This window comes from Flavimarina sp. Hel_I_48 (assembly GCF_000733945.1).
Lineage (GTDB): Bacteria > Bacteroidota > Bacteroidia > Flavobacteriales > Flavobacteriaceae > Leeuwenhoekiella.
In genome coordinates, this window is record NZ_JPOL01000002.1 from 1841954 (window position 1) to 1867362 (window position 25409).

Annotated in this window: 19 protein-coding genes and 1 pseudogene; 17 read left to right on the plus strand and 3 right to left on the minus strand. The window is 41.3% G+C overall.

The genetic code is table 11. The features are described from left to right. Positions 1 to 58: 58 nt before the first annotated feature. Positions 59 to 2956: a triple tyrosine motif-containing protein gene (locus P162_RS08160; RefSeq protein WP_081868396.1), complete on the minus strand. Its 2898-nt coding sequence runs from the start codon at positions 2954 to 2956 to the stop codon at positions 59 to 61. A 297-nt stretch (positions 2957 to 3253) separates the two neighbouring features. Here P162_RS08160 and P162_RS08165 point away from each other — a divergent pair, with 297 nt between their 5' ends. The 6 genes from P162_RS08165 (at position 3254) to P162_RS08190 (ending at position 13574) form a co-directional block, all read left to right on the plus strand. Then, positions 3254 to 6370 (plus strand): SusC/RagA family TonB-linked outer membrane protein, encoded by a 3117-nt coding sequence (locus P162_RS08165; protein ID WP_031426815.1) that lies wholly within the window; start codon positions 3254 to 3256, stop codon positions 6368 to 6370. A 9-nt stretch (positions 6371 to 6379) separates the two neighbouring features. Continuing rightward, positions 6380 to 7894 carry a RagB/SusD family nutrient uptake outer membrane protein gene (locus tag P162_RS08170; protein WP_031426816.1) on the plus strand — a complete coding sequence of 505 codons (1515 nt, stop codon included), beginning with the start codon at positions 6380 to 6382 and terminating at the stop codon, positions 7892 to 7894. An 18-nt stretch (positions 7895 to 7912) separates the two neighbouring features. Beyond that, entirely contained in the window at positions 7913 to 8779 is an 867-nt protein-coding gene (locus P162_RS08175) for a hypothetical protein (RefSeq protein WP_031426817.1), read from the plus strand. Positions 8780 to 8939: 160 nt separating this feature from the next. Next, the gene (locus P162_RS08180) at positions 8940 to 10406 is read left to right on the plus strand and encodes a glycoside hydrolase family 30 protein (RefSeq protein WP_031426818.1); all 1467 of its coding nucleotides are present in this window, start codon (positions 8940 to 8942) and stop codon (positions 10404 to 10406) included. 19 nt (positions 10407 to 10425) lie between these two features. After that, positions 10426 to 12165, plus strand: a complete 1740-nt coding sequence (locus P162_RS08185; RefSeq protein ID WP_031426819.1) for a cellulase family glycosylhydrolase — start codon at positions 10426 to 10428, stop codon at positions 12163 to 12165. A gap of 2 nt (positions 12166 to 12167) precedes the next feature. After that, a complete protein-coding gene (locus P162_RS08190; protein ID WP_051907826.1) occupies positions 12168 to 13574 on the plus strand; it encodes a glycoside hydrolase family 30 protein in 1407 nt (468 codons plus the stop codon). An 8-nt stretch (positions 13575 to 13582) separates the two neighbouring features. On the opposite strand, the gene P162_RS08195 is transcribed toward P162_RS08190, so the two are convergent. Then, positions 13583 to 14473: a helix-turn-helix transcriptional regulator gene (locus P162_RS08195; RefSeq protein WP_031426821.1), complete on the minus strand. Its 891-nt coding sequence runs from the start codon at positions 14471 to 14473 to the stop codon at positions 13583 to 13585. 193 nt (positions 14474 to 14666) lie between these two features. Here P162_RS08195 and hemA point away from each other — a divergent pair, with 193 nt between their 5' ends. The 11 genes and pseudogenes from hemA (at position 14667) to P162_RS08250 (ending at position 24150) form a co-directional block, all read left to right on the plus strand. Further along, positions 14667 to 15926 carry a glutamyl-tRNA reductase gene (gene hemA, locus P162_RS08200; protein WP_031426822.1) on the plus strand — a complete coding sequence of 420 codons (1260 nt, stop codon included), beginning with the start codon at positions 14667 to 14669 and terminating at the stop codon, positions 15924 to 15926. A gap of 3 nt (positions 15927 to 15929) precedes the next feature. After that, positions 15930 to 16864 (plus strand): annotated as a pseudogene (gene hemC, locus P162_RS08205) (hydroxymethylbilane synthase). A 29-nt stretch (positions 16865 to 16893) separates the two neighbouring features. After that, positions 16894 to 17439 (plus strand): HNH endonuclease, encoded by a 546-nt coding sequence (locus P162_RS08210; protein WP_031426823.1) that lies wholly within the window; start codon positions 16894 to 16896, stop codon positions 17437 to 17439. A 30-nt stretch (positions 17440 to 17469) separates the two neighbouring features. After that, positions 17470 to 18129 carry a uroporphyrinogen-III synthase gene (locus tag P162_RS08215; RefSeq protein WP_031426824.1) on the plus strand — a complete coding sequence of 220 codons (660 nt, stop codon included), beginning with the start codon at positions 17470 to 17472 and terminating at the stop codon, positions 18127 to 18129. A gap of 64 nt (positions 18130 to 18193) precedes the next feature. Next, positions 18194 to 19276, plus strand: coding sequence for a uroporphyrinogen decarboxylase (gene hemE / locus P162_RS08220; RefSeq protein ID WP_051907827.1), 1083 nt, complete (start codon positions 18194 to 18196; stop codon positions 19274 to 19276). Continuing rightward, positions 19276 to 19758: a DUF6973 domain-containing protein gene (locus tag P162_RS08225; RefSeq protein ID WP_031426826.1), complete on the plus strand. Its 483-nt coding sequence runs from the start codon at positions 19276 to 19278 to the stop codon at positions 19756 to 19758. Before hemE ends, P162_RS08225 begins: the two co-directional genes overlap by 1 nt. Continuing rightward, the gene (locus P162_RS08230; protein ID WP_031426827.1) at positions 19755 to 20513 is read left to right on the plus strand and encodes an EI24 domain-containing protein; all 759 of its coding nucleotides are present in this window, start codon (positions 19755 to 19757) and stop codon (positions 20511 to 20513) included. Before P162_RS08225 ends, P162_RS08230 begins: the two co-directional genes overlap by 4 nt. Before the next feature lie 122 nt (positions 20514 to 20635). Beyond that, positions 20636 to 20905: a transposase gene (locus P162_RS18050; protein ID WP_051907828.1), complete on the plus strand. Its 270-nt coding sequence runs from the start codon at positions 20636 to 20638 to the stop codon at positions 20903 to 20905. Between the two features lie 353 nt (positions 20906 to 21258). Further along, positions 21259 to 22161 carry an oxygen-dependent coproporphyrinogen oxidase gene (hemF, locus tag P162_RS08240; RefSeq protein WP_031428762.1) on the plus strand — a complete coding sequence of 301 codons (903 nt, stop codon included), beginning with the start codon at positions 21259 to 21261 and terminating at the stop codon, positions 22159 to 22161. A gap of 334 nt (positions 22162 to 22495) precedes the next feature. After that, positions 22496 to 23485, plus strand: a complete 990-nt coding sequence (hemB, locus tag P162_RS08245) for a porphobilinogen synthase (protein ID WP_031426828.1) — start codon at positions 22496 to 22498, stop codon at positions 23483 to 23485. 239 nt (positions 23486 to 23724) lie between these two features. Next, positions 23725 to 24150, plus strand: a complete 426-nt coding sequence (locus P162_RS08250) for a DinB family protein (protein WP_241077748.1) — start codon at positions 23725 to 23727, stop codon at positions 24148 to 24150. 38 nt (positions 24151 to 24188) lie between these two features. On the opposite strand, the gene P162_RS08255 is transcribed toward P162_RS08250, so the two are convergent. Next, positions 24189 to 25265: an isoaspartyl peptidase/L-asparaginase family protein gene (locus P162_RS08255; RefSeq protein ID WP_031426830.1), complete on the minus strand. Its 1077-nt coding sequence runs from the start codon at positions 25263 to 25265 to the stop codon at positions 24189 to 24191. Positions 25266 to 25409: the final 144 nt, after the last annotated feature.

A 25409-nucleotide genomic window follows, 5' to 3' on the forward strand; every position in this document is an offset into this window, starting at 1 on the left:
TACAAAACAAAAATTTTAAAGTTAAGCAATTATTAATCCTCAATCAGCTTTATAGAGTTTAGTTCGCAGGTGCATGAGAAAGATTTTGAAGAAATTCTTGAAAACTGGTCTCATGTACATCAAGTTTTTTACGCACACGATAACGTGCTGTTTCCACTCCACGTACCGAAATATTGAGTAATGGCGCTATTTCTTTATTTGTTAGGTTCATCTTTACAAAAGCACAAAGGCGTAGTTCTCTTTTGCTCAGATTGGGGTCGAGATCTTTAAGGGCTTTAAAAAAGTTTTTGTGTACTTTTTCAAAATTAACATCAAATACGCGCATATATTCTTCCCCTATACGGTGCTGGTTAAGTTTAGAAAGTACGTCATTTAGGCGTTTCTTTGCAGGTTGCGTGTTGAGGGTTTTTCTAAATTCCTTTAGGTTAGTGTAAGTATCTGAGAAAATATCCTTTTTTTTGACCAAAAGCATGGTAAAATTGGCCAATTCCTTACTTTTCTCAATATTGTCTTCCTCGAGCATCTCTTTATCCCGTTGAATGCGTTCCCTATCTTGCATGAGTTTGAGTTGCTCGATTTCCAGTTCCAGTAGTTTTTTTGACTTATAGGCTTCAACCTTTGATTTTCTACGCTCGGTTTTGATTTTTTTCTTAACAAGGGTATATGTTATGAGAATACACAGAAAAAATAGGGTAATATAGCATACGATCGCCGTTACAGTCTGATACCAGAGGGCGGGAACATATAATTTTAGTGCTGCTTTTTGACCTTCCACACCGGCAAAATTTCTACTTTTAACCTCAAAAGTATAATCACCGGGCACCAAGCGGGTATATTCCTTTGTAGGATTTAAGGTCCAGGCAGACCATTTATCTTCGGCGTTGTTCAAGCGATAACTATATTCTATGGGCGTTTTAGGCGACATCTGCGGTGACGCAAATGAGATGCTGAATATAGCGGTTTCATTAGGTACGAGAATACGATCAGATGTATGTATAGGCAATTTTTTAAGCACCTCACCCTTGAGGTAATACGCTTCGGTAATTTTTGTGTCAATATTTTTTTGAGCTTTCCCTGGCATTAGGTCATATAGAAAAAGGCCGGTTTTAGCGCCAATGAGCACATGCGCGCTGTCAATAGGTAAAATGCGCTCCATACCTTTATTGAGGTTTCCCTTCAGATTCAGGAATAGATTTTTATGAAGATCCCTAGGGTTTGATTTATCAAAATAGGCCACTTCATCGTCCTGCACCACCCACGTCCTCTCTCCTTTTTGAATAAGTTGCCTCGTATTTAACGTACTATCCAGGATTTTATTTAAGGGCGTAAAAGGCTCGAAAGTATTTCCTGCGTAGTTAAACGTATAAACGCCTGTGTTAGTTGTAAAAACAGTACTGCCCTTCCAGCGGCGCACATTGATATTAAAAGGTGAACTAAAACCATTCTTATCAGTATAATGGTCTACCGAGTAAATACGACTGTAATCTGCATTGAACTTGATTTTATAAACGCCCTGATATCCATGACAAACCCAAAAACTGTTTTCCTCTTCAGCCTGAGCTATATCTCGTGTGGACTCGTCAAAACCTTCAATTTTTGCAGAGAGTTGCCAGTTATTGTCCTTTTTTGTTAAAAGATAAATTCCGTTGTAATTGGTGGCCAGATACCTATTTTCTAAATCTGAAATAGGAATGATTTTCCAGAACCCATTAGCCTTATCTATCTTCTCAACCTGATCGTCATTTAAAATAAACAGACCTCGGTCATGCGATACGATAATGCTTCCACTTTCTTCCTGAATGGACCACGCCGGACCTTCAAGTCCGTTAATTCGTTTAAAATCTGTTTTTCTGATGTTCTGATTACTTTTTTCTGCGCGGTAAACACCTCTGTTTGTTGCTAGATAAATAGTAGTGTCGCGTATCAGGATATCATAGATTGAAGCCTGGTCAAAAAGGGAGGTCACCGGTGCATTATAATCTATAAAATCAAGACCATTGTTCAAAAGCACCCATAAATCACCTTTGTGCTCAAACATGTTTAATACGGTAGAATCAAAAACATTGTCAAAATAATTGACTTTTTCTGCCAGACTTCCCGTCTCATCAAGTACAATTATCTTTGAGCTTAAAGTTCCCAGGAAAAATTGGCCGTTCTTTTTTAACGCTGTTATGACCTGGTCCCTTTGCCCCTTATTGAATATTGATTTCCAAAAAACGACCTTCTTATTGAAAACATCCGCCTTGTAGAGATTTCCGCTTTTTGCAATCAATAAAAGGTTATTATCCGTTTCAAGCGGTAAAAATGCAGTGATCTCCTCTCCATTGAAAGCTTCATTTTTAAAAACCAATTCCAGCTTTCGAACGTTTGGGTCAAACTGCATGATACCACTCCCCTGCTCCTGGATAAACAAACGTTCTGCCACTACTCCAGAATGCGTGAATCGTGAATTTGTTGACAAATGGGTTGCTGCATTTTTATTAAATACAATAAGTTCGCTGAAAGTTCTAAAAACTACCAGGTCACCTACGGCATGTGCCTGCCAAATATTTTCAAGATTACGGTCGTCCAGATTAAGCCTATCAGTTAGTGACTGGTACATATAGGTACCCGTACTATCTTTATTAATTACCCCAAGTTCATTAAAACCACCAGCATACACCGTACCATTTTTCCCGGTGCATAGACTACGCACAGATGAACTATTGGGCAGATTGACTTTTTTCCAAAATTCACCGTCAAAAATTATAACCCCATCGTTGTTTCCAAAGTAAAGTACACCTTCAGCATCTGAGGTCATATCCCAAAACTGGGCATCACTCTTAAAATCATTCCGTGAAAAATGACTGATTTTAGGAGATTGAATATTCTTATCAAAAAAAATTGCCTGCGACCTGGCATTATTAATCCCGATTAGAAACAAGAAAACAATAAATGTATTAATACAAATACGCATAGAATGAATGCTACTTATTATCCAATAAAAGAATAATCAATATTTCTTAAAATTAATCTATTTTTTTTAAAATATAATTATTGAAATTCAAAGACTTATGGCGAATGACGTATAAAAAACGTAGTCTTTATGAATGATGACGTAACACAAAAGTAATAGAAAAGATATTTAACGAATATCATATTCTAATTTAGCCCCGCTTAAAATTTCAATAAAACGATTTCGTAGCGCCTTAATTGTGATATTAACAAAATAGCAAATAGGGCAATTTATAAAATCATTCTAAAATTTAACTTAATGAAAATTAAACATTACTTTTTGTTTGCTTTCGTCTTTCTCATGCAAGCCGTTATGGGACAGACACAACAGATTACGGGAACCATACTTGATGCAGTTAATGTCCCATTACCTGGTGCAAATGTTCTTGTTAAAGGAACCAATACAGGTACACTAACCGATTTTGATGGTAATTTTAGTATTGCAGCTTCTCAAGGAGATGTGCTTGTAATTTCTTACGTAGGTTATAATACGCAGGAAATTCCCGTTAATGCCGATTCAAATTTTAAAATCAATCTTACAGAAGATACTAACTCTCTAGATGAAGTAGTTGTCGTAGGTTATGGTACGCAGAAAAAAAGTGTGGTGACCGGTGCTATTTCAAGCGTCAAAGCTGAAGATCTGGAAAGCCTACCTGTTACAAGGGTTGAACAATCCTTACAGGGCCGTTCTTCTGGTTTGACCATTGCCGCAAATTCTGGCCAGCCCGGTTCTTCTTCAACCATAAGGGTGCGCGGTATTACGAGTTTTGGTAATAATGAGCCGCTTTGGGTGGTTGATGGTGTTATTGTTGATGCAGGCGGCATTGGCTACCTCAACCAATCTGACATTGCGTCTATAGAAGTTTTAAAAGATGCTGCTTCCCAAGCTATTTACGGAGCACGAGCTGCGGCAGGGGTTATATTGGTTACCACCAAAAAAGGGAAATCTGGCAAGTTGAGTGTCAACTATAACGGATATTCTGGTTTATCTGGCCCGGCAAGAAAATTGGATCTCTTAAACGGTACACAATATGCCACCCTTTATAACGAAAAATACGCAAATGACTACAGCGGTCCGGTAAGTGGTTATGCTTTGCCTTTTGCAGACCCTCAAAGTTTTGGTAAGGGTATAGACTGGCAGGATGCGATTTTCAACAACGCTGCAGAACGCGCAAACCACGAGGTTAGTCTGAGCGGCGGAAATGATGTTTCTACCTTTTATCTATCCTTTGGGTATCTGGATCAAGAAGGGATCGTAACAAAAGATATTTCACACTATACGCGTAAAAACATTCGCCTCAACTCTACCCATAAAATCAATGACATCATTACCATTGGTCAGACTATTGGTTATTCAAACGAAAAAAGTACCGGTCTGGGTAATACCAATAGTGAATTTGGTGGTCCGTTGAGCTCTGCTATTAATCTGGATCCCTTAACTCCTGTAGTAGAAACTGATCCTGCCCTTGTTAATGGATCACCTTATTCCAGTAATGATGGAATCTTGAGAAGTGCCAACGGAAATCCTTATGGTATTTCAAATTTGGTAATTCAGGAAATGACCAATCCACTTGCCTATACCCAAACACGATTGGGCAATTACAACTGGGCAGATAATTTTGTCGGTAATGTGTACGTAAATTTGGAATTGATACCTGGTTTAAATTTAAAAAGCACATTGGGCGGTAAATTGGCAAATTACGGTGCTGAAAATTTTACCCCTGTTTCTTATCTAAACAGTTCTGTGGTAACCTCTCAAAATAGTTTTTCTCAGGAAATGAATCGTGGTTTTGGATGGAATATTGAAAACACGCTTAATTATACCAAAGAAATAAATGGACATAATTTCAGCGTTTTGCTGGGTCAGGGAACCTATACGGAGAATGATACCAGAGGTTCAACGGTTACTTATAATAATATTCCTGTAACAAATCGTGAAGATGCAGCGTTTTTTGAGGTTCCAGATGATCAGATTATCTCTAGTGCCTACATTGGTACAGAGCACCGCGTCACTTCCTTGTTTACAAGACTTACATATGATTTCAAGGAAAAATACCTTTTTACCGGTATCATCCGCCGGGATGGTTCAACCCGTTTTGGTAGCAATAACAAATACGGTTATTTTCCCTCCTTTTCATTGGGGTGGGTTCCTACTAAAGAAGATTTCTGGCCAGAAAATGATGTTGTGAGTCAGTTGAAAATAAGAGGTGGTTACGGTGTTGTAGGAAGCGATGCGATTGGTGATTTTCGTTATCTATCAACAATAGGCGCAGGGCGCAACTACACGTTTGGCAACGTGGCAACCGTGGTTATTGGCAACAGTCCCAACGCACCTGCCAACCCAGATCTTAAATGGGAAGAAACGCACCAGACCAACATAGGCTTTGACACCCGCTTATTCAACAATCTGACCCTTACTTTTGACTATTATAACAAGAAAACCGTAGGCATTCTGCAAGATCTGCGTATTCCAGGTTATGTAGGAACGGGCAATCCTGCTGCAAATGTGGCAGATATGGTAAACAGGGGTTTTGATATTGAACTGGGCTATAATAAGACTTTCGGGGATTTTAATATTTCTGCAAATGCCAACCTATCGTATTTAGAAAATGAAGTTACGTATTTAGGTGACGGTATTGATTTTCTTTCGGGAGGACAAACTATTCAATCAGGTAATTACCCCATAACCCGTACAGCTGTAGGAGAATCTTTTAATTCGTTCTACGGTTTTAAGACCAATGGTATTTTTCAGAATCAGGCAGAGGTGAACAATTACGTGAATTCTGCAGGGCAGGTTATTCAGCCTAATGCCGTTCCAGGTGATTTTAAATGGGTAGATCTTGATGATGATGGCGCTATAACCGAAGCAGACCGGAAGTTTTTAGGGAATTCTATCCCAAAATATACCTTCGGTTTTACACTGAACATGGATTATAAAAACTTCGACCTACTTATTTTTACCCAGGGCGCTGCCGGAAATAAAATCTTTCAGGGTCTAAGAAGATTAGATATCGAAAACGCAAATTATCAGACCGAGGCACTTGGCCGTTGGACGGGTGAGGGAACTTCTAATTCGTACCCGCGCCTTTTAAACAGCGACGCCAACAACAACTTCTCAAACCCGTCTGATTTTTACCTTGAAAAGGGTGATTATGTGCGCATTAAGACGGTTCAGCTAGGATACAGTCTTCCTACAGACGTGATTGATAAGGTGGGTCTTTCCAGGTTGCGCCTTTACGTTACGGGAGAAAATCTGTTCACCTTTACAAAATATACAGGTTTTGATCCCGAAATTGGTGGGGGTGTATTTGGGATTGACCGCGGCTTCTATCCACAGGCCGTTACAGGTTTAGTGGGTGTTAATTTACAATTTTAAAAAAACGATATGAAACTGAAACATTTAGTATATCCCGTAGTAGGTATTGTTTTCACAACCTTGACCATTTCCTGCTCTAAAGAATACATTGAAATAAAACCTCAAGGAACTTTTCTTGAAGAAAATTACTATGCCAATGCTGATCAGGCATATACTGGTCTTGTTGCAACCTATGACATTATGGGTAAGCAGACCAAGACTTTTGAGAACATGATCACCATGATGAATGCCGGCTCAGACGATTTTAACGCTGGGGGTGGTAGTTCTTCTGATGGTGCAGGAATCCAGTCTTTTAATGATTACACCATTGATGAATCAACGGTGCCTCCAAGCTTTTGGAATGATTTTTTTCAGGGCGTGAACCGAGCCAACGTGCTGCTTCAAAAATTACCAGACGTACCTATGGATGAAAATCTAAAGGCACGTTTTACCGCAGAGGCAAAAACCCTGCGCGCCTATTATTATTTTGAACTGGTGCGCCTTTTTGGTAATGTCCCATTGATCACCGTACCCTTACTTACTGCCGAAATCTATGATGTACCACAGGTAACAGCGGCAGAAGTGTACGCACAAATAGAAACCGATCTTACGGAGGCAATACCAGACCTTCCCATGACCATTACAGATCTGGAGAACGAAGGTGGCCGTTTTTCTCAGGGGAGCACGAAAGCATTGTTGGGCAAAGTGTACCTCTACGAGGGTAAAAATGAGCTGGCAGCAGAACAGTTTGTTGCTGTAAATGGGACTGCAGGGGGAACTAGTCCATTCGGTTATAGACTAGTAGATAATTATGCTGATCTGTTTTTGAGTACTGTTGGCTTTAATTCCGAAGGGATTATTGAAATAGCCAGCACCAGTGGTGCAAATGTAGATTATGGCAACTGGGGTGGTGGTCAAAATGAAGGGAATACCGTAAGTCACATGGTAGGTCCTCGTGGCTTCTCGCTTATCGCAGGTTCTGATGCTCCTGATTACGCTGGCGGTTGGAGTTTTAATACAGTTACTCAAGATCTATATAATGCTATGCAGGGTGATCCTCGTTTCGCAACCACAATCGCAGATCTTGCAGCCCTACAACAGCAAGGGAAAATCACCTACACGCCGGCCAATCAGGACACGGGCTACTTTCTAAAAAAATTCATGCCACTAAATTCAGATAAAACTACTGGTGGCGGTGTTGTTGAACTTAATTACGCACAAAATGTTTATGTCATGCGTTTGTCTGACAGCTATTTAATGGAAGCAGAGGCATTGGGCGGAAACGGTGCCCGTGCGCAAGCCTTACTTGATGCGGTTCGTGCCAGAGTAGGTTTACCATCTGTCCCCGTATCTATAGATGCGATCATGACCGAACGCCGTTTAGAACTCGCTGGCGAGGGCCACCGCTGGTTTGACCTTGTACGCACCGGCCGCGCTGCTACGGTACTTTCTGGCGCTGGGTTTACAGCAGGCAAGAACGAAGTACTTCCTATACCGCTCAACGAGCTGGAAAATACTGTTATTGTTCAAAACCCCAATTACTAACTCAAAACCCGAAAGAACATGTTTTCAAAAATAATCAATCCCTTCCGGTCTTATTCTCTTTTAGCAATACTAACGGCAGGCCTTCTTGCCAGTTGTACACCTGACGAGTCCGGAATAGGCAACGGCCTTACCGATCCTGATGTAGACGCTTCCTTTACCGTTAAACCGGTAGATGGTGATCCCAACAGCTTTGTGCTACAATCCACAAATGATAATGTATTGCGTTTTATGTGGAACATTGGCGATGGGTTTTATAACGCACCGGCCACAGATACCATCTTTTTACCGGACGCAGGAACCTACACCGCTTCGCAACGGGTTATAGGCCGTGGTGGCGCGGTGAACATTGCTACACAGGAAATCGAGGTAGCCACATCAGATCCCGCTGCAGGGAACATTATCCAGGGCGGTAAGTTTGAAAATCAGGCTGCGCAAGAACATTGGACGGTTTTAAACATTAGTGAATCAGGCGCAAACTGGTCTTTTAACGATGGCTTTGCGACCATTACTGCAAGTGATTTCAACCAGCAGGGCATTTTTCAGGCCGTTGAAGTGGAGGCCAATAAAGAATATACAATAGATATGCGGGTTTTTGGAAGTGGCGCAACAAACACTTGGTTTGAAGCTTATGTTTCCCCCGAGCCACCTGTACAAAATAGTGATTATGCCGCAGATGGTAGAAGAATTGCCCTTAGTACATATGATGGATGTGGAAATTCTGAGTTTGACGGAAGGATTTCCCAGTTAGGCTGTGTAGGATCTGGTAATACAGTTAGTTTTGAACAATCAGGAACGGTTTATTTTCTTATCAAAAGTGGTGGTGAAAGTACGGGTTCTACTGGTATCTCTGTTACTAATATTGAAATGCGTGGCAAACGCGAATAGAAATTTTGTTTGAAGAAAAGATTTCCTCGCTTCTCCTCAAATACAAGCACATTTTTGGTCAATTACCTGTCAAAAAGAGTTGAAAATCGTCGTTTTAAACATATTAATGACCTCTTTTAGACCAATAATGGGTTGTTTTTCCAATTTAAAAATCAATGCTATGAATCATTTTTATTTATCAAAAATAACAAGGATGGTTGTGCTTTGTTTTGCGCTAATACAGTTTTCCTGCTCTTCTGACAATGATGGCAATACGGCGAATATATCAAACCCAGAGCCGGAAAATCCTGCTGCAACCGCAGATGTTACTTTTTGGCTAACAAAATCTGATGAAAGCGTAAAGCTGAAAAAACAAAGTGATATCATCAGTTTTAAGACCGAGACCAATACTTTCCCAAGTATCACCGTTGATGAATCTCAGACCTTTCAAACCATTGATGGTTTTGGTTATACGCTTACAGGCGGTAGCGCAGACGTAATTAATGCACTTGACGCCTCTAAAAAAACGGCGCTTTTAGAGGAATTGTTCGGCGATTCAGATGCTTCTATTTCGGTAAGTTATTTACGTATTAGCGTGGGTGCTTCAGACTTAAATGCGGCACCTTTTACCTACAATGACCTTCCCGAGGGAGAAGCAGATACTGATCTTTCTGAATTCAGCCTGGAAAAAGACAGTGGTGTGATTTCACTTTTACAGGAAATCCTGGCGATAAATCCAGATCTAAAAATCATGGCTTCCCCGTGGACGGCGCCCGTATGGATGAAGGACAATAACAGTTTTATAGGCGGCAGCCTGCGAAGGGAATATTATCAGGTTTATGCCGATTATTGGCTAAAATACCTCCAGGAAATGCAAGCAGCGGGCATTACAATAGATGCGCTTACGCCCCAGAATGAGCCACTTCATGGTGGAAACAACCCAAGTATGTACATGGAGGCGACAGATCAGACCGATTTTATCAAAAACAATCTTGGCCCCACCTTGCGCGAAGCAGGTTTTGAAACCAAAATCATTGCTTACGACCACAATTGTGACAATCCCAATTATCCCATTACCGTGATGAGCGACGAAAAAGCCAATCCGTTTGTAGATGGGGCTGCATTTCACCTTTATGCCGGCGATATCCGCGCGCTTTCTACCGTTCACAACGCTTTTCCTGATAAAAATGTCTATTTCACTGAACAGTATAATTCTTCTGAAGATGATTTTGGCGGCACCCTGCGCTATCACGTAAATAATGTCATCATCGGCTCGATGCGCAACTGGAGTAAGAATGCCTTGGAATGGAATTTGGCAAACGACGCAGATTTCGGTCCGCATACTGATGGCGGCTGCACGATTTGCAAAGGCGCGCTTACCATTTCGGGTGGAGAAACCGTTAACCGGAATGTCGGTTATTATATTGTTGCCCACGCGTCAAAATTTATACCCGCCGGTTCTGTGCGTATCGCAAGTAACGTTGCCGGTTCCCTTCAAAATGCCGCTTTTATCACTCCAAATGGAAAAAAAGTGTTGCTCGTTGAAAATGATGGAAACAGTCAAACAACGTTCAATATTCAGGTGGGCGATGAGTTCGCAATTACCACGCTAGATGCCGGCGCTGTGGGCACGTACATTTGGGAATAAAACCATTTAAATTTTCTCTATGAAATTCAATTATTTACTTCCTGCTTTATTATTGTTCACGACACTTACTTTTGCACAGGATTTTTTAAAAACCGATGGAACGCGCATTGTAAATGCCAACAATGAGAATGTACTGCTCCGCGGAATCGGGCTGGGCGGTTATATGCTTCAGGAAGGTTATATGCTGAAAGTGCCATTTTCTGGACAGCAATACGTTTTTAAAGAGCACGTGGAGGAGCTGATCGGCGCTGAGAAAACTAAAGCTTTTTATTCCGCATGGCGGGAAAATTTCATTCAGAAAGCAGATATTGATTCCCTTAAACGCTGGGGTTTTAATTCCGTGCGTTTACCGATGCACTACAATTTGTACACGCTTCCTGTTTATGATGAACCTATAAAAGGAAAAAATACGTGGCTCGAAACTGGTTTTGCACTCACAGATTCACTTGTAAACTGGTGCCGCGCAAACAATATGCACCTCATCCTGGATATGCACGCCGCACCGGGCGGACAAGGGCATGATGTGAATATTTCTGACCGCGACCCCACAAAACCTTCCCTCTGGGAAAGTCACGAAAATCAGCAAAAATTGACCGATTTATGGGTGAAATTGGCCGAAAAATATAAAGATGAACCAGTTATTGGCGCGTATGATATCATCAACGAACCCAACTGGAGCTTTGAAGTCGATAAAAACGAAAACGGTACGCAGGACACTAAAAACGTCCTTTTGCGACAATTAATGGTCAATATCACCAACGCCATTCGCAAAGTTGATCAAAACCACATCATCATCATTGAAGGCAACGGCTGGGGCAATAATTACAACGGAGTACTGCCGCCATGGGGCGATAATATGGTACTGAGTTTTCATAAATACTGGAACAATAACGATCAAGGTTCTATTCAGCAGTTTCTGGACTATCGCGAGAAATACCAAATACCGATCTGGCTGGGCGAATCTGGCGAAAACTCCAATACCTGGTTTACCGATGCTATCGCTTTAATGGAAAAAAACAATATCGGCTGGTGCTGGTGGCCGCTCAAAAAACTTGGTAGTAACAATCCGCTGGAAATTAAAATCAATCCCGGATATCAAAAAATCCTTGAATATTGGCGCGGCGATGCCGAAAAACCTTCCGCTGGCGAAGCGGAAAAAGCCTTTATACAACTTGCCGAAAACACAAAAATCACAAATAATATAGTTCAGAAAAACGTGATCGACGCGATGATGCGCCAGTCAAATTCCGATAAAACCCTTCCCTATAAAATGGTCAACATTCAAAATAGAGGTACGATCCTAGCGGCAGATTATGATATGGGCAAAAATGGAATTGCCTATAATGACAATGGTTTTGGTAATTATTACATCTCCACCGGCGGCGAGCGGACTACCGGAAACCTGGGCCATACGTATCGAAATGACGGTGTGGATATTTTTAAAATGGAAAATAAATCCGATTCGGTTTATGTGGGCGATCTGGAAAAGGGTGAATGGATGATCTATACTTTTCAAACTGAAAACGAAGGGGATTATTTATTGAAAATGAATATTTCGGCTAAAGAAAAAGGCGGAAATGCCATGATATCCATAAATCAAATGAATGAAAAAAGTATTGAAATCCCCAATACTTCCGGCGACTGGAAAACAGTCGATTTTGGTAATATTTCGCTCAAAAAGGGCGAAAATCAGCTTAAATTCAACGTAAATCAGGGCGGTTTTAATATCGAATCCTTTCAATTTGAATCCAAAAAATAACAATGAAGCAGTATTTATTCCCGATCATAGCTTTTTTAATCTTACTTTTTTCTGCTTGCGCAGAAGAGGAAAAATCGAAGGAAACGGCGCACTTTTATCTAACAACGCTGGATAAATCTGCCTTGATGAAAGAGATAGAAATCCCCGTAAATGAGTTAAAAACCGACTCAAATGGATTAAAAATCACCTTAAATCCGGCTGAAACCTATCAAGAAATGGATGGCTTCGGCTATACGTTGACCGGCGGAAGCGCGCTGCATATTCACAACATGAGCGATTCTGCACGCGGTGCGTTGCTCCATGAACTTTTTGGCCGTGAGAAAGACCAGTTGGGCGTTAGCTATTTACGCCTTAGCCTGGGTGCTTCAGATCTGGATGCAGAGCCTTTCTCTTATGACGATTTGCCCACAGGGGAAACCGATAAAACGCTGGAATATTTCAGTTTAAGCCAGGATACATTGCACCTTATTCCCGTTTTAAAAGAGATTTTGAAGATTTCGCCAGATATAAAAATTTTAAGTTCGCCATGGTCACCACCGGTCTGGATGAAAGATAACGGTGATACTCGCGGTGGTAGTTTACAAGAAAAATATTATAACGTTTACGCCCGGTATTTTGTAAAATATATCCAGGCAATGGCTGAAAATGGAATTACCATAGATGCGGTGACTGTACAAAATGAGCCTTTACATCCCGGCAACAACCCTAGTTTATTGATGGAAGCTGATGCGCAACGCGATTTTGTAAAAAATGCCCTAGGCCCCATTTTTCAGAAAAACAATATCAAAACCAAGATCATAGTTTACGATCATAATGCAGATCGCCCAGATTATCCCATGGCGATCCTGGCCAATAGCGCCGCCTTCAACTATGTGGATGGATCCGCCTTTCATCTTTATGGCGGCGATATTGATGCTTTAAAAAAAGTGCATGACGCCTACCCCAATAAAAATCTTTATTTCACCGAACAATGGGTGGGCGCACCGGGCGACTTTGCCAAGGAAATGTCCTGGCACACAGAAAACCTCATCATTGGCGCCACCCGCAACTGGTGCAAAACAGTGCTGGAATGGAATCTTGCCGCAGATGAAAACCAAAAACCGCACACAAACCGCGGTGGTTGTGATCGCTGCCTGGGCGCAGTTACCATAACCGGCGACAACGTGACCCGCGAACCTGCATATTATATTATAGGCCAAGCTTCACGTTTTGTACCGCCTGGTTCCTTGCGCATCGCTTCAAATGAAGTTGAAGGAATTCCGAATGTTGCCTTTAACACTCCAGATGATCGCCTGGTTCTTATTCTACAAAACAAAACTTCAAACGGAAAAAAAATCAATATCGTTGCAAAAGGGGAAACTTTGGAAATAGAATTAGAAGCAGGCGCAGTGGGAACTTTAGTTTTTTAATAAAACCTTTAGCCCATCCCCTGCACGTACTTCTTCGGTGTGGTACCAAATTGTTTTTTAAAGGCAGCGATAAAATGGCTGGCGGTGCTATACCCTACTTTTAAACCCACTTCATTTACGTTGTGCGTTCCCGTAGCGAGAAGCTGGCGGGCAACTTCCATTTTGTAATCAAAGAGAAAACTGTACACCGGTTCGCCATAAATCTGTTTGAAACCTTCTTTGAGTTTATTGAGGCTCAGACCTATCTCTTCTGCCAGCTCTTGCAGCGTGGGCGGTTCTGACATACGGGCGAGAATGATTTCCTTGGCTTTTTTGATCTTGGCGACATTATCTTCATCTACAAGAAAAGGGCATTGTTCAATATCAACATCTTCTGGCCGGTTAAAATATAAACTGAGCAGTTCATAGGCTTTCGCTTTAAAATACAGGGGTTTTATACTGGAGTGTAAGTTGTAATTTACAAGTTGGTTGAGCACTACGGCCATAGATGGCGGTACGCTTCCATCTTTGTAATATTTTCGGTCTTTGTTCTCGTCACTCAAAAAAGTGATATAATCAGCTTCCGTTGAAAAAAGGGAATGGAATTTCTTTATGGAAATCAATATGGAAATAACCCAGCTTCCTGTTTCCAGCGCCATGTTCATGGGCAAATCACGCTGTGGATTGTACAATAGCAAAGAGTTTTCTTCCTTTAAAGGCAATAGGTAAGCGCCGGAATTAAAATTGAACTCGGCATTTCCCTTTGCACAAAAATGAAATTGGATAAAACTACTGTCCACTTCCCGCAATACCTGCTGAACCTCATCGGTTTCATTATTGAATTTCAGAACAATAAAACCTGGCTCTATCATCACCTCGTTGTAAAGGCTTATGGCGTTATTTTCAATTGTATTTTCCATAGTATTTGCAATAAACTGTTTAGAAAGATTCTAAATTAAACGAAAGAAATAATTCGAATAGACCACTAAATTAGGCTATTTACAGCTTTTCTGATAAAAAATAGCCTTCAAAATCGTCTACCGATATAAATGATACCGCTAGCGTTGTTTTTTAAAATACTTGTCTAATACTTTTGCAGCGTTGAATCTAAGTATGTACAGCAAACGATCTTTTTACCCCGCGTATTCTGGAAATTTTTTCGCCATAGGCCTCAGCTATCTCAAAGCAGACGCCGAGGTGCGTGGCCACTTTAGTGTGGATATGAAAACGCAGGACCTCATCCTGCAGCGCGCTCAGGAAGATGGTATTGATGGTCTTACGATCATTTCTACCTGTAACCGTACGGAATTATATGGCTTTGCCGATGAAGCCCTTGATCTTATCAAACTCCTCTGCGAACATACACAGGGCACGGTTGCCGAATTTCAAAATGTATCGTATACGTACGAGAACGAAGCTGCCGTTGATCATCTTTTTAAGGTGGGCACCGGTCTTGACAGTCAGATTCTGGGTGATTTTGAGATTATAGGCCAGTTAAAATCGGGTTTTAAACGCTCTAAAAAACTGGGGCTTGTGAACCCATTTATGGAGCGGCTCATCAACTGCGTGATCCAGTCCAGCAAGCGCATCAAGAACGAAACCAATATTTCAAACGGTGCAACTTCCGTAAGTTTTGCTTCGGTGCAATATATTATGGCCCGCGTTCCTTACATTTCCGAAAAAAATATCGTTCTTTTTGGTACCGGAAAAATAGGTCGAAATACCTGCGAAAACCTCGTAAAACATACTAAAAACGACCATATTACCCTTATAAACCGAACAAAAGATAAGGCGGAAAAAATCGCGGGTCGGTTTAATCTTTTGGTTAAAGATTATGCAGATATACAATCTGAAATTGCCAGCGCAGATGTATTGATCGTCGCTACCGGCGCTCAGAAACCCACGATTTCAAAAGATTTACTTCACCTTAAAAAACCGCTGCTCATCCTTGATCTTTCTATCCCAAAAAATGTGGATTCTAATGTGGAGGAAATTGAACATGTGACCCTGGTTCACCTTGACCAACTTTCAAAAATCACAGACGATACCTTGAACAGAAGAAAACAGCATGTACCGCAGGCGGAAGCGATCAACAAAGAGATACAGACTGATTTTTATGAATGGCTGGGATCCAGGCAATTTGCCCCCACGATTCGCGCATTAAAATCAAGATTGCTGGAGATTAAAGATGGTGAGATTGATTTTCAGCGGAAAAAGATAGTCGGTTTTAATGAAGAACAGGCTGAAATCATCAGCAACCGCCTTATTCAAAAAATCGCTACCCAGTTTGCAAAGCACCTTAAAGACGAAAAAGTTCCGCAAAATGAAAGCATTGAACTTATTCAAAAGGTCTTTAAACTTCAAAACCACTAAATTTTGGAAAAAACAATACGCATTGGCACGCGCGATAGCGAACTTGCCCTATGGCAGGCGCACTATGTACAGGACAAACTGGAAGCACTGGATTATAAAACGGAACTGATTTCTGTAAAATCCACCGGTGACCTTATCCTTGACAAGCCCTTTATGAAATGGGAATCACAGGTATTTTTACAAAAACCCTTGATGTTGCCATGATCAACGGCGCCGTTGATATCGCGGTACATTCCATGAAAGATGTGCCGACAAAACTTCCTTTCGGTATTGTACAGGGTGCCGTGCTCAAAAGAGCTGTCGTAGAAGATATTTTAGTTTACAACCCGGTAGAAAATATTGAAAATCAGTTGGAATCAGCTGAAAATACCCTCGCAACGGGAAGTTTACGACGAAAAGCACAGTGGCTGCACCGGTACCCCAATCATGATTTTACAGATTTACGAGGCAATGTGAATACGCGTCTTCAGAAATTAAAAGACAGCGACTGGACGGGTGCTATTTTTGCAAAAGCGGGATTGGAACGCATTAACCTGATCCCAGAAAACCATATCGAACTTGACTGGATGATCCCTGCCCCGGCGCAGGGCGCGATGGTTATCGCTGCGATGGAAAACGATACCTATTGCCGCGAGGCGTGTGCGAAGTTGAACGACCTTGCCGCTGAAGTGGAAACTACCGTAGAACGTGATTTTTTAAACGAATTAGAAGGCGGTTGCACGGCACCCATAGGAGCGCTTGCCCGTGTGATGGACAAAAAGCTACATTTTGAAGCAGCACTTTTTAGCCTGGACGGAAGTCAGAAAATAGGTGTAAACAAAACCATTGATCTTACTAAAAATCGAAATTTTGGCCGTTTTTGTGCTACCGAAGTTCTCGAGAATGGCGGGAAAGAACTTATGGCCAAAATAAAAGCTGCGCTCAATACGGAGGTCTAACGTTAGATATCAACTACGAACCGATGAAAATAATCCCCGATCTTAAAAATGAAGAATGGAAAGAGGTGGAGTTTGATGCAAAGATCGCTGAGAATGAAAAGTTCAAAATATCTAACTACGGCAGGCTGATCAATTGCAAGAAAGAAGAGGACTTTCTTTCTAAAAAGTATTTTATCAACGGGTATCAGACCATCCCGTTACAGTTGGAAACAGGTGGCCGCACGAGCCGTTATATTCATAAACTTGTGGCGCAGCATTTTTTACCGCAAAACGATGGCGTATATGTGATTCACCTGGATTATGACAAGAAAAATAACCGACTGGAAAATCTAAAATGGGCCACTAAGCGTGAAAAGGAAATTCACCAGCACACGAATCCTGATTTTAAGAATATCGTCAAGAAAAAACCCTCTACCGCTAAGCTTACCGAAACCAAGGTAAAACTCATCAAGCGTAAGATCAACGATCCCAACCGCAGGACGCGAATGAAAATGATTGCCAAGCAGTTTGGTATTTCAGAAATGCAGCTTTACCGCATCAAAACCGGTGAAAACTGGAAAGAAGTCAAGGAATAGACCCATTTTATTGCCATTATTATTTAATCGATGCCCAGCATACTTTCCACTAAAAGATTAACCCACATTCAGAGAGAAACATTCCGCAAAGCGGGAATACAACTTGTGGAGTATGATGCGATCAAGATAGAGAATGTTGATTTTAAAATGCCAGAGTATGTAGAAAATGCCATTTTTACCAGTAAAAACGCGGTACAGGCAGTTGTAAAAAATTCCGCGGAAGCGAGAAAAATCAAGAACAGCTTTTGTGTAGGTTCAAAAACTGGTAAAATCTTATCAAAAAACGGCCTAAAACCTTTAAAAATTGGTCATAATGCGGCAGATTTAGGGCAGTTTATTGCTAAATATCATTCAGAAAAAAGCTTTTATTTCTTTTGTGGCGATAAGCGCCGGGAAGAATTGCCCATAATTCTTGAGAACGCAAATATCCCTGTACAGGAAGTCATTACTTATAAAACAGTCTTGAACCCAGAAAAATTTAATCAGGATTTTAATACTGTTTTATTTTTTAGCCCAAGCGGAATACAGAGTTTTGTAAAAAATAACGATTTAAGTCAAAAAACGGCCATTTGCATAGGTAAAACGACCGCTTTTGAGGCAAAAAAACATACAGAAAAGGTCGAAATTGCAGTTGTAACCACGGTAGAAAGCGTTATTGAAAAAGCGATCGAGCTTACTAAAAGAAGATAAATTGATGCGACGGATCCAGAGGTTTTAAAAACCTGAGGTCTTGATACAAATAAAAATATATTTCATGGAGAACAAGAAAGAGACTTCCGCCTTCGCAGAAGTGATAAATAAGAAACCAAATATCAAGAATGACCTGTTTTTGCGCGCGTTAAAAGGCGAAACCGTACAGCGCCCTCCCGTATGGATGATGCGTCAGGCCGGCAGGTATTTGCCCGAGTTTATGGAGCTTAAAAGAAAATATGATTTCTTCACCCGCTGCCAGCAACCCGAACTTGCCAGTGAGATTACCGTACAGCCCATACGGCGCTACGGTATGGACGCGGCGATCCTTTTTTGTGATATCCTGGTGATCCCGCAGGCCATGAATATTCATGTGGAAATGAAACCTGGCGTGGGGCCATGGCTTCCGCAGCCCATTCGTTCACAGGCAGATCTTGACCGGGTGATCGTACCAGATATTCACGATACCCTGGGCTATGTGATGGAAGCCATTAAAATGACCAAGGAAAAACTCAATGATGAGATTCCGCTTATTGGTTTTGCCGGTTCGCCGTGGACGATCCTTTGCTATTGCGTACAGGGGCAGGGTTCTAAAAACTTTGATAAGGCCAAAGAGTTTTGTTTTACCCAGCCACAGGTAGCACACCAACTTTTACAGAAAATAACAGATACGACCATCGCTTATTTAAAGGAAAAAATAAAAGCCGGCGTAGATGCGGTACAGGTTTTTGACAGTTGGGGCGGCATGCTCTCCCCTACTGATTATCAGGAATTCAGCTGGCAATATATTCAGCAGATCATAGATGCGCTCAAGGATGAAGCCCCGGTGATTGCCTTTGGCAAAGGATGCTGGTTTGCACTGGGCGAAATGGCAACAAGCGGTGCATCTGCACTGGGCGTTGACTGGACATGCAGTCCTCAAAATGCGCGTATTCTTTCCGGTGGAAATATTACGCTTCAGGGAAATTTTGACCCTACGCGTCTTTTTTCGCCCCCGGCGGAAATAAAACGTATGGTCAAAGAAATGATTGACGCTTTTGGAAAAGATAAATATATCGTGAACCTGGGTCATGGTATTTTACCGAATATCCCACTTGAAAATGCCGGGGCCTTCATTGAAGCGGTAAAAGAATACAAACAGGACTAATGTTAATGAACGTGCTGCGCTCCGCCGACTTTAAACAGCTTCCCGGGCTGTTTTGGATAGCGTGCTCCCATCCGCTTTTTATAATCCCCACATTAAAGGCGACACGGGAAACAATGAAGATCGCGCAGCAGGAATATGGTAATGCACACAAAGGGAACACACCAGCAAATGCTTTTAGGCATGCGCTGTGGAATGTGCTCATCGCAAAACACTGTCTCAAACGAAAACAAAACTTTAAAAAAGTGCTTCTCTGGACCGAAAAAATAACCGCAAAACATGAAAAATTAGCACCAAATAAAACGCTGGAGCGTGCTATGGACCTGCACAATAACCAGATAGGTTTGATGCATTGCAGTGAACTGGTCTCTCAGGATAACCGCGAGATCATTGCTTTTTTAAAGAACGAAGCCGGGCGGGCAAAAAAAGTCAACCAACTAGCTGAAATAGAAAAGGCGAATAAAGAAATGGTTTATCTCTCATGATAAAAAGTTGTTTACATGCCATAAACGCGTATCGCCGCTCCTTTAGGCTCATCAACGAACTGGGACTGTGGAAATATTATATGATCCCCATGGTTATCAGTCTTTTAACAGCGGTAATCATCGGCTTTTCGGCATGGGGATTTTCTGATGACATTGGCGCTTTGATCAGTCGGTTGTGGTTCTGGGAATGGGGCGCGAAGACTTTTGCCACAGTGAGTACGTTTTTTGGCGGTTTGCTGGTGATATTGCTCGGTTTGATCCTATTTAAACACGTGGTCATGGCATTTTCAGCTCCTTTTATGAGTTCGGTTTCCGAAAAAATAGAAATGCACCTTTATGGTAAAAATGAAATGTATCGCGACACTTCAAATATGGGGCAATTGTGGCGCGGTATAGGTATAAACATGCGCAACCTTGTCTGGGAATTGCTGATTACGCTTCCCCTGCTCCTTTTAGGATTAATTCCGGTAGTAAACTTTATCACTACACCACTGGCATTTCTGGTCCAGGCATATTATGCGGGTTTTGGTAATATGGACTGCACGTTAGAACGGCATTTTAGCTATCAGCATAGTGTTGATTTTGTAAAGAAAAACCGTGGTCTCGCCATAGGTAACGGGATTGTTTTTATGGGTTGCCTCTTGATACCGATCATTGGGATTATCCTGGTGCTGCCACTTTCTATTACCGCTGCGAGTGTTGTAACGCTTCAAGCGTTAGAGGATAAAAAAACAGACACGACCTGCAAGGTATGAGCGAGAAACGAGCGATCCTTGTAGGTCTAACCAAGCATATGTACAAGAACCTAAAACCATGTTGATACCTCAGAGCAACCTCACGAAAAATGTGGAACACTTTGTAGGATAATTAAAAAAGTATGAAGCTGGAACAACTACAAAAAGATCATTATTACCACATATATAACCGTGGCATCAACGGCTGTACCATTTTCAAAAATGACAAAAACAAAGACTACTTTCTGAAATTATTCAATAAATATCTTTCTAAAAAAGTGTCCGTTCTGGCTTATTGTTTAATGCAAAATCATTATCATTTTGTAATACGAATTTCTTCAGAGGAAGATAGAGTAATCCAATCTTTTTCAAATTTTTTAATGCGTATGCCAAAGCTTTTAATAAGAGTGTAAATAGAACCGGTAGTTTATTTGAAAAACATTTTAAGCGAAAAGAAATCAGTGGCAATAATTATTTACGGAATCTTATCATTTATGTTCATCAAAATCCGCAAAATACGATTGGTGAACGTTTTTCCTCTTATGGGTTTTATTTAAGAAATAATAAACAATCTCCCTTTCCTTTAGCAACGAAAGAAGGAATTGAACTTTTTGAAAGTATAGAAAATTTTAGGTTTATGCATGAGAAAAAAGTTTTTGACAATGAAGAAGGCTTGGGCTTAGACCTACAAGGTACTCCGCCAAAAAGCGGAGAATACCTTGCAGGTCAGTCTGAGAAAAAAGGACATCCTTTAGGTATGAAAAACATGAAACAAGAATTTGTCAACTACATACATAACTTACAAGACCAGATCACCACTGCACTTGAGCAAGTAGATGGCAAGGCCAAATTTCACGAAGACCCCTGGGAGCGCGAAGAAGGGGGCGGTGGCCGTACCCGCGTTATAGAAGATGGCGCTGTGATTGAAAAAGGCGGTGTTAATATTTCTGAAGTGCACGGCGCGCTGGCACCTGCGATGCAGCAGTATTTTGGTGTAGGCGATGTTGATTTTTTTGCCTGCGGACTCAGTCTGGTCATTCATCCTAAAAATCCGTACGCGCCCACGGTGCACGCGAACTGGCGTTATTTTGAAATGTACGAGAAAGATGGTACGCTGGTTGACAGTTGGTTTGGTGGCGGGCAGGACCTTACCCCCTACTATCTTTTTGAAGAAGATGTGCAGCACTTTCACCAGGTTTGTAAAACTGCGTGTGATGCCCATGATCCCAATTTTTACCTGAAATTTAAAGCCAAGTGCGACGCTTATTTTTATAACGAGCACCGCGGGGAAGGCCGGGGTGTGGGCGGACTGTTTTTTGACCATTGCAAAGCTCAGGAAGGAAGGACAATGCAGGACTGGTACAATTTTGTGACCGAAGTGGGCAATAGCTTTCTGGATGCTTATTTACCTATTCTGAAAAAAAGAAAAGATATTGCCTACGGCGAAAAAGAAAGCACCTGGCAACAAATACGCCGGGGACGTTATGTAGAGTTTAACCTTGTACACGATAAGGGGACGCTCTTCGGTTTAAAAACAAACGGAAGGATAGAAAGTATTTTAATGAGCCTCCCTCCCATTGTACAATGGAAATACGACCACAACCCAGACCTGGGCAGTGAAGAGGAAAAGCTCCTTGAGGTACTCAAAAACCCTAAAAACTGGGTCTAAAATGAATTGTATATTGATTATTGTAAAATGTAAACTGAAAAATAAAATATCTTAAAAGAAATTGATAAGTGCATTTAACCAATATTCATCGTTATTTTATTTAGAAACGGCCTATCAAAAATTTATCGTGAAATTTGAGGTGAAGACACCGCAAAAACTTTAGGCTGTCTGAACCCGATTTTTCCTTGGGTGAGTTCCTAAAATTTAGGTGTTGAACAATAAAATTTAGATAAAGGTTTGTAAGCCTAGATTTTTTTTGGTTCGTTTTTTCATCAATGGAAAAAATGAACAGATTTCATTAAAAAATAGTGTTTAATCGTAAATAAAGAAAAACATGTATCCCTTACGCAGAAATAGAAGATTACGCACCACCCCGGCTCTACGCGCGCTTGTGCGGGAGATAAGCATTACGCCAGATGATTTTATCGTTCCCCTATTTGTGGTGGAGGGAAAAGGCAAAAAAGAGGAAATCAATTCTATGCCCGGCTATTACCGTTATAGCCTCGATACGCTTAAAACGGAGGTAAAAAGCCTCTGGGACTTAGGACTTAAGTCGGTATTGCTTTTTGTGAAAGTAAGTGATAAGCTGAAGGATAATGCGGGTACTGAAGCCATCAATCCTGATGGACTCATGCAGCACGCCATACAGACCGTTAAAGAAGTATGTCCCGATATGGTCGTAATGACCGATGTAGCGCTTGATCCCTATTCGCAATTTGGCCATGATGGTATTGTGGCAAATGGTCAGGTCATCAACGATGATTCTAACGCAATCCTGGCAGAAATGGCACTTTCGCACGCGCGTGCCGGTGCGGATATCGTGGCTCCCAGTGATATGATGGACGGCCGTATTTTTGAGATGCGCACACTGCTTGAAGATGAAGGTTTTGTAGATACCGGCATTATGAGCTATTCGGCTAAATATGCTTCGGCATTTTATGGGCCGTTTCGTGATGCGCTGGATTCTGCACCCGTAGATGCCCAGGATATCCCGAAAGATAAAAAAACGTATCAGATGGATCCTGCCAATAGAGATGAGGCCATTAAAGAAACACTCATGGATATCGAAGAAGGTGCTGATATTGTTATGGTAAAACCGGGTCTATGCTACCTGGATATTGTGCGCGATATCAAAAATACGGTCAATGTACCGGTAGCCGTTTATCAGGTAAGTGGTGAATATGCAATGATCAAAGCAGCTTCAGAGCGTGGCTGGTTAGATCACGATGCTGTTATGATGGAACAGGTTACCGCCATAAAACGCGCCGGTGCAAACCTGATTGCCAGTTATTTTGCCAAGGATGTGGTAAAGTTATTGGGATAAGAACTCAATTGCTTTTTAAAAGTTCTTTATTGAAAATTGTTTGCTATCAACGTATATCTACGTTTTCTGAATTGGAGAAAAATCAACGTTTCCGAAGTCTGGGACTTTGGAAACGATTTTCTCCCAATACAAATTTCCAGCCCTTTATGAAAATCCTCACTTTTCTCTTTTTTATTATGGTTTTCAACCTTTCCGCACAAGAAAAGCAGTCAACCTTTACTCTTTACAAAACTGCATATTTGGAAAAATTAGAGAATTCCAAAAAATATTTGATCGCTTTTGCGGAAGCAATGCCAGAAGAATATTATGATTTTAGACCTGCGCAGGTTGAGATGACTTTTAGTGAGCAATTAAACCACATTCAGCAAAATATGGAATGGCTTTCTTCAACTTATTTGAACAAAGAAGAAAGCGAATTATCAATGATAACGAATGAAAAACAGCGCATTATTGCCAATTTGAAATTTTCCTTCAATGCAGTGTCCAAATGTGTTCAAGATTTAAAAGAAGAAAATCTGGACGAAAAAGTGGATTTTTTTGCCGGGGAAAAAAACAAACTCCAAATCCTTAATCTCCTACAGGATCATGTAACCCACCATCGTGGTCAATTAGCGGTCTATCTTAATTTGAAAGGCATTAAACCGCCAGCTTATACAGGATGGTGATTTAAAAAAGCTTTAACCCTGCAACTTTTAACCCTTCGCTACTCCTGTAATTCTTTATAAATTCCTACCTGTAAGTCCCCATTTTCATTCATATACGCGCGGTACATACCGGGCGTATTGAACTCCATGGAAAGATTGCCGTTATGGTCTAGCGAAACCACACCGCCGGTACCGCCCATATCGGTAAGTTTTTTCTGAATTACCGCGTCTGTAGCTTCTTTTAGGGATATTCCACTATATTCCATCATTGCGGAAATATCGTAAGCTACCAGTCCGCGCATAAAATACTCACCCCAACCGGTAGAAGATACACCACAGGTTTTATTGTTCGCATAAGTTCCCGCGCCAATAATGGGCGCATCGCCAATACGATTATAACGCTTATTGTTCATGCCACCTGTGGAAGTTCCCGCAGCAAGATTTCCATTTTTATCAAGGGCAACACATCCTACGGTCCCATATTTATCATCTTTAATAAAAGGATCGTAAAAGGCTGTTTTTGTATCTTTTTCAGCTGTTTTTTCGGCTTCTAAAGTACGTTGCAGACCGTCATAGCGCTTTTGGGTAAAAAAGTAGGAAGGATCTACGATTTCCAGACCCTGTTCTTTGGCAAATTCTTCGGCACCTTTTCCGCTGAGCAGGACGTGTTCTGAGTTGGTCATGACTTCATAGGCCAGATTGATGGGGTTTTTAATAGTGGTTACCCCTGCAATTGCACCCGCATTCAATGTTTTACCATCCATGATAGAAGCGTCCAATTCATTTTTCCCATCATGGGTAAACACGGCGCCTTTGGCGGAATTGAACAACGGCGAATTCTCCATCACATTAATAGTGCGCTGTACCGCTTCTAAACTTGTGCCACCGTTTTGAAGGATTTTATAACCTGTTTTAATGGCTTCGGTAAGTTTTGCTTCATAAGCAGCTTCCAGGCTATCGGTCATATTTTCCTTTAAAATCGTTCCGGCACCGCCATGAATCACAATCGCGAAATCCTGAACGGAATCCTGCACCGTTTCCATATTGGTCGTGGTTGTTTCCCCATTTTCCGAAGGGTTCTCTTTGCAGCTATAAAGACAGCTGGCAATGGCAATAGCGTAAAAAAATTGTTTCATGTGGCGTGAGTTAGGTCTCTAAAGTAAGGAAAATCGATCAAAACTAATCTTCAAATATGTTCCATTATTGGCAATAAACGGGTAAATATCAGCTTAAAAAGACAATAAAATGAGCTATTCTTAATGCTTTGCTAAAGCTTATAA